At 62.7% G+C, this 9,417-nt stretch carries 13 protein-coding genes; 6 read left to right on the forward strand and 7 right to left on the reverse strand.

The window, feature by feature from the left end; genetic code table 11:
* Positions 1 to 178: 178 nt before the first annotated feature.
* From lptB to NKK51_RS25280, 4 genes are all read right to left on the reverse strand, one after another.
* Positions 179 to 997 carry an LPS export ABC transporter ATP-binding protein gene (gene lptB, locus NKK51_RS25265; RefSeq protein ID WP_013529586.1) on the reverse strand — a complete coding sequence of 273 codons (819 nt, stop codon included), beginning with the start codon at positions 995 to 997 and terminating at the stop codon, positions 179 to 181.
* Positions 997 to 1,578: an LptA/OstA family protein gene (locus NKK51_RS25270; protein ID WP_352554959.1), complete on the reverse strand. Its 582-nt coding sequence runs from the start codon at positions 1,576 to 1,578 to the stop codon at positions 997 to 999. The genes lptB and NKK51_RS25270 overlap by 1 nt, the downstream gene beginning before the upstream one ends.
* Complete coding sequence (gene lptC, locus NKK51_RS25275; protein WP_352440862.1) at positions 1,565 to 2,278, reverse strand: LPS export ABC transporter periplasmic protein LptC; 714 nt, start codon at positions 2,276 to 2,278, stop codon at positions 1,565 to 1,567. The genes NKK51_RS25270 and lptC overlap by 14 nt, the downstream gene beginning before the upstream one ends.
* 336 nt (positions 2,279 to 2,614) lie before the next feature.
* Positions 2,615 to 2,809 carry a hypothetical protein gene (locus tag NKK51_RS25280; RefSeq protein ID WP_127296383.1) on the reverse strand — a complete coding sequence of 65 codons (195 nt, stop codon included), beginning with the start codon at positions 2,807 to 2,809 and terminating at the stop codon, positions 2,615 to 2,617.
* Between the two features lie 167 nt (positions 2,810 to 2,976).
* Here NKK51_RS25280 and sppA point away from each other — a divergent pair, with 167 nt between their 5' ends.
* The 4 genes from sppA (at position 2,977) to lhpI (ending at position 5,740) form a co-directional block, all read left to right on the forward strand.
* Positions 2,977 to 3,933 (forward strand): signal peptide peptidase SppA, encoded by a 957-nt coding sequence (gene sppA, locus NKK51_RS25285; RefSeq protein WP_352440861.1) that lies wholly within the window; start codon positions 2,977 to 2,979, stop codon positions 3,931 to 3,933.
* Positions 3,934 to 4,015: 82 nt separating this feature from the next.
* A complete protein-coding gene (locus NKK51_RS25290; RefSeq protein ID WP_006200394.1) occupies positions 4,016 to 4,300 on the forward strand; it encodes an integration host factor subunit beta in 285 nt (94 codons plus the stop codon).
* 56 nt (positions 4,301 to 4,356) lie between these two features.
* Entirely contained in the window at positions 4,357 to 4,737 is a 381-nt protein-coding gene (locus NKK51_RS25295; protein ID WP_023812534.1) for a LapA family protein, read from the forward strand.
* Between the two features lie 37 nt (positions 4,738 to 4,774).
* A complete protein-coding gene (gene lhpI / locus NKK51_RS25300) occupies positions 4,775 to 5,740 on the forward strand; it encodes a bifunctional Delta(1)-pyrroline-2-carboxylate/Delta(1)-piperideine-2-carboxylate reductase (RefSeq protein ID WP_352554960.1) in 966 nt (321 codons plus the stop codon).
* Here the strand turns inward: lhpI and NKK51_RS25305 are convergent.
* The 3 genes from NKK51_RS25305 to NKK51_RS25315 all read right to left on the reverse strand — a co-directional run bounded on the left by NKK51_RS25305 (position 5,737) and on the right by NKK51_RS25315 (position 7,330).
* On the reverse strand, positions 5,737 to 6,174 hold the full coding sequence (locus tag NKK51_RS25305) for an EVE domain-containing protein (protein WP_352554961.1): 438 nt from the start codon (positions 6,172 to 6,174) through the stop codon (positions 5,737 to 5,739). The genes lhpI and NKK51_RS25305 overlap by 4 nt on opposite strands.
* Complete coding sequence (locus tag NKK51_RS25310) at positions 6,171 to 6,566, reverse strand: VOC family protein (RefSeq protein WP_352554962.1); 396 nt, start codon at positions 6,564 to 6,566, stop codon at positions 6,171 to 6,173. The genes NKK51_RS25305 and NKK51_RS25310 overlap by 4 nt, the downstream gene beginning before the upstream one ends.
* A 71-nt stretch (positions 6,567 to 6,637) precedes the next feature.
* On the reverse strand, positions 6,638 to 7,330 hold the full coding sequence (locus tag NKK51_RS25315) for a helix-turn-helix transcriptional regulator (protein WP_352554963.1): 693 nt from the start codon (positions 7,328 to 7,330) through the stop codon (positions 6,638 to 6,640).
* Positions 7,331 to 7,465: 135 nt separating this feature from the next.
* On the opposite strand from NKK51_RS25315, the gene NKK51_RS25320 reads away from it, so the two are divergent.
* Positions 7,466 to 8,557 (forward strand): RsmD family RNA methyltransferase, encoded by a 1,092-nt coding sequence (locus tag NKK51_RS25320; protein WP_352554964.1) that lies wholly within the window; start codon positions 7,466 to 7,468, stop codon positions 8,555 to 8,557.
* Positions 8,558 to 9,415: a TrmH family RNA methyltransferase gene (locus NKK51_RS25325; RefSeq protein WP_056594960.1), complete on the forward strand. Its 858-nt coding sequence runs from the start codon at positions 8,558 to 8,560 to the stop codon at positions 9,413 to 9,415. It begins immediately after the preceding gene.
* Positions 9,416 to 9,417 lie beyond the last annotated feature (2 nt).

Consider the following 9,417-nt stretch of genomic DNA (forward strand, 5'->3'; position numbering starts at 1 on the left):
GAAAAAAGCGCCGCGCGAACCGCAAAAATCGTGTCAGGAAACAAATTTCACGCTCAGAGCAATTCCGGGAAAAGTGTGAAACGGTTTTCCCGGAAAAGCGCATAGCGCTTTCCCTTGGGAATTGCGTCAAGACGAAAAGACGGAGCGGATTGGCGTTTTCCGTGAAACGACGAACCGTTCAGAGCGTAAAACCCTCGCCGAGGTAAAGTCGCCGCACATCCGGGTTTGCCACCACTTCGTCGGCCCTGCCATGGGTCAGCACCTGGCCGGCATGGATGATGTAGGCGCGGTCGATCAGGCCGAGCGTTTCGCGCACATTATGATCTGTGATGAGGACGCCGATGCCGCGCGCTGTCAGGTGGCGCACCAGTTGCTGGATATCGGCGACAGCGATCGGATCGATGCCGGCGAAAGGCTCGTCGAGCAGCATGTAGGCCGGACGCGTCGCCAGCGCTCGCGCGATTTCCAGGCGTCGCCGCTCGCCGCCCGAAAGCGACATGGATGGCGCCTTGCGCAGATGGCTGATGTGGAATTCCTCGAGCAGTTCGTCGAGATTGCGCTCGCGCACCTTGCGGTCCTTTTCGACCACTTCCAGCACGGCGCGGATATTCTGCTCGACATTGAGCCCACGGAAAATCGATGCTTCCTGCGGCAGATAGCCGATGCCGAGGCGCGCGCGACGGTACATCGGCATCGAGGTGACGTCGAAGCCGTCGATCTCGATCGTGCCTTCATCCACCGGCACGAGGCCGGTAACCATGTAGAAACAGGTCGTCTTGCCGGCGCCGTTGGGGCCGAGCAGTCCAACGGCCTCGCCGGCGCGCACGCCGATGGTGACGCCGCTGACGACCTTGCGGCCCTTGTAGCTCTTGGTCAGCCCCTTGGCGATCAGGGTTCCCTTGAACTTTCCCGCATCGACGGTCACCGTGGCCGGCGCCGAAAGCTTGCCGGCGGCCCGTCCCGGAAGACGCGCCGTCAACGACGACAGGCTGGCCATCAGGGGTTCGTCGCTCCCGATTTCGGCGGCGGCGTGATCGACATCTGGACGCGTTGCCCAGCACATGGATCCACCTGAGCCAGTCCGCTTTTCATCTGCACCGTAAGCTTGCAGCCCACCAGAACATTGTCGTTTTGCGACAGAACGACCTTTTTGCCCGAAAGCACCAGCACCTGGCTCTTCATATCGAAACTGCCTTGATCGCCGGTCGCGACCTGCGCATCCGACTTGATGTAAACCTTGTCGGAGATCTCCAGGTGATCGATGTTGGCCGAGCCCGTCATCGCCGCACCCGCGGCCTCCGTGCCCTTGGCAGCGGCGTTGGGGTCCTTGACGTAGTAGACCGTCATCTTGCCGGCCTTCATCAATGTCGGCCCCTGGACGACGCTGACATTGCCCGTGAAGATGGCGACACTGTCGGCCTGGCGGACTTCCAGCCTGTCGCTCTCGATCTGGATCGGCTTGTCGCCGGACAGTTTGAGGCCTGATTGACTGGTCGTCTGCGCCCATGACGGCACGAGTCCGAGCAGCAGCAACGCTGAAGTTGCAGCCGCGAGCCGCGTCGAACTACTGAGCCGCATTGGTTTCTCCGCTGTTTCCCTGTGCCGCCTTCAAGGCGGCGGAATCGATGTTGACGCGCACTTTGTTCTCGAAAACCAGAACCTTGCCATTGTCCTGGACCGACATCGTATCCGCCGTGATCCGCGACCCGCCACGGCTGACATCGACGGGATCTCCCGTCTTCATAGTGCCTTTGCCCATGTCGAGGAAGACCGATTTGAACTTGGCCTGCATGCCGTCGGTCGTGGTGATCGTCACGTCGCTGGTCAGGTTCATCGTATTGCCGTCGCGATCGTAGGTGCCGTGCGAGGCCTTGACCGCCGCCACATTGTCGGGCGCGATCGGCACCTTGGCGTCGATGCCTTCCAGCTCGATGATACCTTGCGTGCTGACATCCTGAATGGCACGCAGCGCCGTCATCGAATAAGGCTGCTTCTGCTTGGTGAAACCGTTGAGCTTGGGATTGGCCATCACCAGCTTGCCGTTGGAAAAGGCAGTGCCTTCCGCCTGAACCTTCACGGCGACGGGTGCGGCGAGATAGGAATAGACCGGGAAAGCGACCGCTATCAGTGCCGCGGCCACTGGCACGGCAAATTTGAGAACGCGCACGCGGCGCGAATGACGCTGTGCACGGTCGAAAGCATCGCCGCGCGTCCGGCCGCCCGCCGGGGGAGCCAACACCGCCTCGGCGTTGGTTGGTTCAATAGGTCGCGCTAACATTAACTGCTTTCTTCTAACCCTGCCCGCCCTTGAGCACCGCCTATAGGTGGGACGCCGGCGCTTTCAAGCAAGCACAAGCCCACGAAAACTGCAAAAGTGTGACAACCGCCTTTGTACAGACGAAAACGAAGTCCGCACAACTGCGTGTTCTCCATAGCAGAAACAGACACGCGGCGTAAAATTTATCAGCGCCTGTCTCGCCGCCCGACCTCGCGGTGATTGCCCAAAAACGTGAGGGGAGATGTCGGATGCCCCGCCTGGCCAGCCTGGTCGATCGTGTATGCGGCGTTGCCGATCACGTCGGCGGGACGCTTTTGGCTTTAGATCCGGTCGGCGTCAGGCCGCCTTCCGCTGTATGAGACCAACAAGAACGGTGCGCATTCCCGAATACGATGGGCTGCCAATTTTCACTTCCCAATCAGTGTTGCGTTTCCGAGGGTGCTTCACATTACGCAACGCTTGGCGGAATGTGTTCGGGTCGACGCCTACAGTTCGAGCCATATCTTCGGCGGTTGTGTGTTTGGCGATCATGAAATCTCCTATGCCTTTTGCCTGTATATAGGGCGTTTGCGCAACTCGGCCAAAGGATTAGCCGTTTGCGCAAACTTCAGACTGAGACACTGCCGGAAAGAGAACTGCTTCCCGATGAGAGGATCATGGTCTAAAAGCGTCCCCTTCCGCCGACTGAAAGGCTGACCATGGCACTGAGAGCCGACGACCTGATCGACCGCCGCCGTTTGCGGCGCAAGCTGACATTCTGGCGCGTTGTCGCCATAGGCATCGTGGCCCTTGGAGTGATTGCGCTTTCAACCTGGTTCTATGGCGACGATTTCGGCGGCTCGACGGTCGACCATATTGCCAAGGTCAAGATCGAAGGCACGATCACCGAGGACGAGGAACTGATCAAGCGCCTGGAAACCATCCGTCTTTCATCGAAGGTGAAAGGGGTGATCCTGTCGATCGATTCGCCTGGCGGCACCACCGTTGGCGGTGAATCGATCTATGAAGAAGTGCGCAAGCTTGCCGCCGACAAGCCGGTGGTGGCGGAAGTCGGCACGCTCGCCGCATCGGCGGGCTATATGATCGCCAGTGCCGCCGATCACATCGTTGCCCGCAAGACCTCGATCGTCGGCTCGATCGGCGTGCTGATCCAGTATCCCGACGTCAGCGGCCTGATGGACAAGCTCGGTGTCAAGCTGGAGGAGGTGAAATCCTCGCCGCTGAAAGCCGCGCCCTCTCCCTTCAAGCCGACCAATGACGACGAACGCGCGATGGTTCGCAAACTCATCCTCGACAGTTACAACTGGTTCGTCGACATCGTCGCCGAACGCCGCAAGATGACCCGCGAACAAGCGCTGATGCTTGCCGACGGCTCGATATTCACCGGGCGCCAGGGCGTTGCCAACGGGCTGATCGACGCCGTCGGCGGCGAGGCCGTAGCGGTCGACTGGCTGGCCACCAAGGGCGTCGATGCCAAGCTCAAGGTCGTCGAGTGGAAGGATACCGAACGGCGCGGCGGCTTCCTGTTCTCGAAAGCGATGGCGCAAACCATCAGCAGTGCGCTCGGCCTGCCCGCCTACAGCGGCGACGTCATCCATGAACTCGGAGCCGACCGCTTGTTTCTTGACGGTCTCGTTTCCGTCTGGCACCCTTGAGACGCCGTTTGGGGCAAGTGAAAAAAGCAAATAAAATCATCCTCATAATTTTGACCGCACTGCTTTCACGGGGACCCGTCTCATGATCAAGTCCGAACTTGTGCAGATTATTGCCACGCGCAATCCGCATCTTTTCCTGCGCGACGTCGAAAACATCGTCGGCGCCATCTTCGATGAAATCACCGACGCCCTTGCCGAAGGCAACCGGGTCGAGTTGCGTGGCTTCGGCGCTTTTTCGGTGAAAAATCGTCCCGCCCGCACCGGCCGCAATCCGCGCACAGGCGAATCCGTCGAGGTCGAGGAGAAATGGGTGCCGTTCTTCAAGACTGGTAAGGAACTGCGTGAAAGGCTGAACGGCGGCAAGTAGGCGCGACGTCAGCGCCTGACGGCCTTCGGACAGGCCAGCTTCCGACGGAAAACATCATGTTCAATCGCTTCATGCTCATCGCGATCTTCGTGCCCCTGGCGATCATCCTGATCGCACTCGCCGTTGCCAACCGCGAACTGGTCGCCTTCACGCTGGATCCGTTCAACCCCGGCAATCCGAAGCTGACCTTGACTTTGCCGCTGTTCATCTTCCTGTTCCTGGCACTCGCCATCGGCATGATCGTCGGCAGCCTGGCAACCTGGGTCAAGCAGGGCCGCTATCGCAAGCTGGCGCGCCAGCGCGGCGTCGAGGCCGAGAACCTGCGCCAGGCGGTCAGCCGTGCGCCGGCGGTATCACAAAGCCAGGCTCCGGGAACGGCCCCAGGCTCCGCCCACGGGTCCGCCCAAGGGTCCGCATTGCCGAAGCCGACCGCTTGAACCGCCCGTTGGCGGTTTTGTCCCCACGGAGTTTTGCATGCTGACCATTTCGGCCGCAGAGGTTGACCATGCCCTGAGCTTTGCCGGGCTGGTCGAGACGCTGCGCATGGCGTTTCGCGACGGTGCGGTGCAGCCGGTCAGGCATCATCATACGATCGAGCGGCCAGATGGTGCCGCCTCCACCCTGCTTTTGATGCCGGCCTGGACCGATCTCAACGCGGCCGGCACGTCGGCCGGCGGTCACGTCGGCGTCAAGATCGTTACCGTCTCCCCCGACAACAATGCCATCGGCAAGCCGGCGGTGATGGGACTCTATCTCCTGCTCAATGGCGCCACCGGCGAACCTGAAGCCTTCATCGACGGCCAGCGGCTGACACAGTGGCGCACCGCCTGTGCTTCGGCACTTGCGGCTTCCTATCTCGCCCGCGACGACGCCTCGCGCCTGCTGGTGGTCGGCGCCGGCGCGCTGTCGCCGTTCCTCGCCAAGGCGCACTCGGCCGTGCGGCCGATCAAGACCATCCGCATCTGGAACCGCACCCCGGCCAATGCCGAGAAAGTCGCCGCCGACCTGCGCGCCGAGGGTTTTGCAGCCAGCGCGGCGAGCGATCTCGATGCCGAGCTTGGACGGGCCGACATCGTCTCCTCGGCGACGATCACGACGACGCCGTTGATCAAGGGTGCGCTGTTGCAGCCGGGAACCCATGTCGACCTGGTCGGAGGCTTTACGCCGACGATGCGCGAGAGCGATGACGACGCGATCAGGCTTGCCCGCGTCTATGTCGACACCCGCGCCGGCGCCACCAAGGAAGCCGGCGACATTGTCCAACCGCTGGCCTCCGGCGTGCTGAAGCCGGAAACCATTGTCGCCGATCTGCACGAATTGGCGCGCGGGCAGAAGAAGGGTCGCGAGAGCGCCGGTGAGATCACGCTGTTCAAGTCGGTCGGCGCGGCGCTCGAGGATCTTGCCGCCGGCATTGCCGTCTACAAGGCGATGAAGACTTAATTCGCTGCCGCAGCCGTTTTGGCGCCCATCGCCTCTGCGATCAGAGCAAAATCGGCCGCGCTGACCGAAAACAGGCCGAAGCGAAGCTGATAACCCCAGTTCGACTTGCCGACGGTGAATTCGAGCTTGTCGAGCAGCGGCTTGATCCGCGCTTCCTCGGCCTTGGCCCACGCCACATCGCGACGAAACGGCGTGAAGCCGGCGCCCATATCGCCCTGATAGGACTCGCCTTCCCGCACCGTGCCGATCGCCGTGAAGGCCTGCAGGCCATCTTTCTCGCCCAAAACAGTGTTCGGCGAATAGTAGACGATGCCATCGCCTGGCTTGACGCGACGCAGCGGTGCCGCCTTGCCGTGGTTGACCTGCATGAAGCCGGCTGCGCGGCCCCGCCGGACATGTTCGGCCGACGCCACGGCGATCCAATACGCGCTCATTTATGGTTACCATTGGCCTGTTCGCCATGGGACAGCCAGTAGACGCGCAGGCGATGATTGTCGGGATCGAGCGCGACAAAAGTACGGCCGAAATCCATGTCGGTCGGCGTCTGCAGGATTGTCAGCCCGCGCCCGGACCAGTCGGCATGGGCGGCATCGACCGCATCGGGCGTATCCAGCGCAAACACGATTTCGGCGCCACCGCCTGACGTGGCGGCTGCCGGCTCCGCCGTGTGGCGCGACCACAGGCCGAACTTGAAGCCGGCATCGAGCACGAACAGCACGAAGGTCGGCGAACTTTCGACCGGCTCACGGCCGAGCAGCCCGCTGTAGAAGGCGCCGCTCTGCTGCGGCTGGTCGACATAGAGGATGACGAAATTCGGGGTGGCCATAACTGCTCTCCAAGGTTCGGTGCTTCGACTTGGCGACCATAAGATGGTCTACTGTCAGATTATGGCAGCAGTCATCTCGAACCACGCGGCGTGTCGAGCGTTGCCCGCCATTCCTTGAGCAGCGCCTGGCGACGACGCGGATAGCGCGTGTCTGTTGCATGGAGTTCGGTGATGCGATCGGTGCGAAAATGCCGGAAATCGTGCCGCATCTCGCACCACGCCACCACCACCCGCACCTTGTCGAAGAAGCCCAGCGCAAATGGCCAGACGACACGCTCGGACGCAGCGCCGCCCGCGTCGCGGTAAAGAAAGCCGAGCTTGCGCTCGTTGCGGATGGCCTGCCGTACGAGGCCAAGGTCGATGGTCTCGATGGCCATGGCGGGAGGGCCGACCAGCAGTGTGCTCGCGTCGAGATCCTCGCGCAGATCGTCCGGCAGGACAGCCGCGATCTTGGCCAACGCGTTGGCAGCGGCGGCCGAAAGACGCTGGTCCGGCTGCTTGGCGACCCAGCGCGAGCCGAGCACGATGGCTTCGATCTCCTCGCCGCTGAACATCAGCGGCGGCAGCATGAAGCCGGGCTTGAGCACATAACCGACACCCGCCTCGCCCTCGATCGGCGCGCCCTGGCCCTGCAGCGTGGCGATATCGCGGTAGAGCGTGCGGATCGAAATCCCGAGTTCATCGGCCAGCGCTTGCCCGCTCACCGGCCGGCGATGCCGGCGCAGGCACTGGATCAGGTCGAGCAGGCGTTCGGAGCGGGACATCCGGTAGATTTGCCTGTTTCTTTGACATTGGTCCATCGCGGCCAACCTGAACCGGAGAGGCCGACCTGTCGGACTTGGTTGCGAAGCCGGTTGCCCTATGTCAAAAGCGGCCACGCCGCTCGGAGTTGCCCCCGCTTGAAGTCTTTTCGCGACAAACGCCGCGACAACCGTCCGCATCCATCCGCCAAGGGTGCGGCGGATGCGTCACGTCCGCGTACCAGCCAGGTTCCTGCCCGACCGGACGCGCCACCGCGCGAGCGGCAAGAGGCGAAGCCGGACAATCGTTCCGAGCCGAAATCGGCGCCGCGCATCCTGGCCCGCCGCGAAGGCGTCCTGCCCAGCGAACATCTTCCCGTGATCCTCGAAGTGGCGCCCAATGCCGATTATGCGCTGCTCGACAGCGGCGCCGGCCAGAAGCTCGAACAATACGGCCCCTACCAAATCGTGCGGCCCGAGGGCCAGGCGATCTGGCAAAAGGCCTTGCCGGCAAAAGACTGGGAGCGCGCCGACGCCATCTTCACCGGTGACACCGACGAAGAAGGCATCGGCCGCTGGCGTTTCCCCAAGACGCCGCTCGGCGAGACCTGGCCGATGAAGCATGACGGCATCGACTATCTCGGCCGTTTCACCTCGTTTCGCCATGTCGGCGTCTTTCCCGAGCAGGCCTCCCACTGGGACCACATGGCCGGGCTGATCGCTGCGGCGAAGCGGCCGGTCAAGGTGCTGAACCTGTTTGGCTATACCGGCCTCGCCTCGCTGGTGGCGGCCCGCGCCGGCGCCGAGGTCACCCATGTCGACGCCTCGAAGAAGGCGATCGGTTGGGCCCGCGAGAACCAGGAGATGGCTGGCCTTGGCAGCAAGCCGATCCGCTGGATCGTCGACGATGCGGTGAAGTTCGCCGAGCGCGAGGAGCGCCGTGGCAGCCGCTATGACATCATCCTGTTCGATCCGCCGGCCTATGGCCGTGGCCCCAAGGGCGAGGTCTGGCAATTGTTCGAGGACCTGCCCGATCTGACCGACCTTTGCCGTGCGATCCTGACCCCGAAGCCGCTTGCCGTGGTGCTGACCGCCTATTCGATCCGCGCCTCCTTCTTCGCCATCCATGCCTTGATGCGCGATGCCTTTGCCGGCATGGGCGGCAAGATTGAATCGGGTGAGCTGATCATCCGCGAAAAGTCCGCCGGCCGGGCGCTTTCGACCTCATTGTTTTCGCGTTGGGTGGCCTGAATGAACGAGCGGCATGCAGGCGCACCCGGGCAGGTGAAGGAGGTCACCAGCCTCGCCAATCCGCTGGTCAAGGACATCAAGGCGCTCGCGCAGAAGAAATTCCGCGACCAGCAGAACGCCTTCATGGCCGAGGGACTGAAGCTGGTCATCGATGCGCTCGATCTCGGCTGGCAGATCAGGACATTGGTTTTCGCCAAGGCCGGGCGTGGCAACGCGGCGGTGGAGAAGGTCGCGGCACGCACGGTTGCCGCCGGCGGCATGGTGCTCGAAGTGTCGGAAAAAGTGCTGGTCGCCATCACCCGCCGCGACAATCCGCAAATGGTGGTCGGCGTCTTTTCGCAAAAATTCCTGGCCCTGAAGGATGTGCGCGCCGACAATGGCGATGTCTGGGTGGCGCTCGACCGGGTACGCGATCCCGGCAATCTCGGCACCGTCATCCGCACCGTAGATGCCGTCGGCGCCAAAGGCGTCATCCTGGTCGGCGACACCACCGATCCTTTTTCCGTGGAGACGGTGCGCGCCACCATGGGTTCGATCTTTGCCGTGCCGGTGGCCAAAGCGACGACCGAGGCTTTCCTTGCCTGGCGAGGCGGCTTTTCAGGCCTTGTCGCCGGCACCCACCTGAAAGGCGCCGTCGACTACCGTTCGGTCGATTTTTCCCGCGGCCCCGTGCTGCTGATGATGGGCAACGAGCAGCAGGGGTTGCCCGAAAGCCTGGCTGCAAGTTGCGACAGGCTGCTCAGGATTCCGCAAGCGGGCCGCGCCGATTCGCTCAATCTGGCCGTTGCCACCGGCATCATGCTGTTCGAGATCCGGCGCGGCGCGCTGAAGCTCGAACCAATCGTGGACCAGCAATGAAG

This window comes from Mesorhizobium sp. M0011, assembly GCF_040324155.1.
GTDB lineage: Bacteria > Pseudomonadota > Alphaproteobacteria > Rhizobiales > Rhizobiaceae > Mesorhizobium.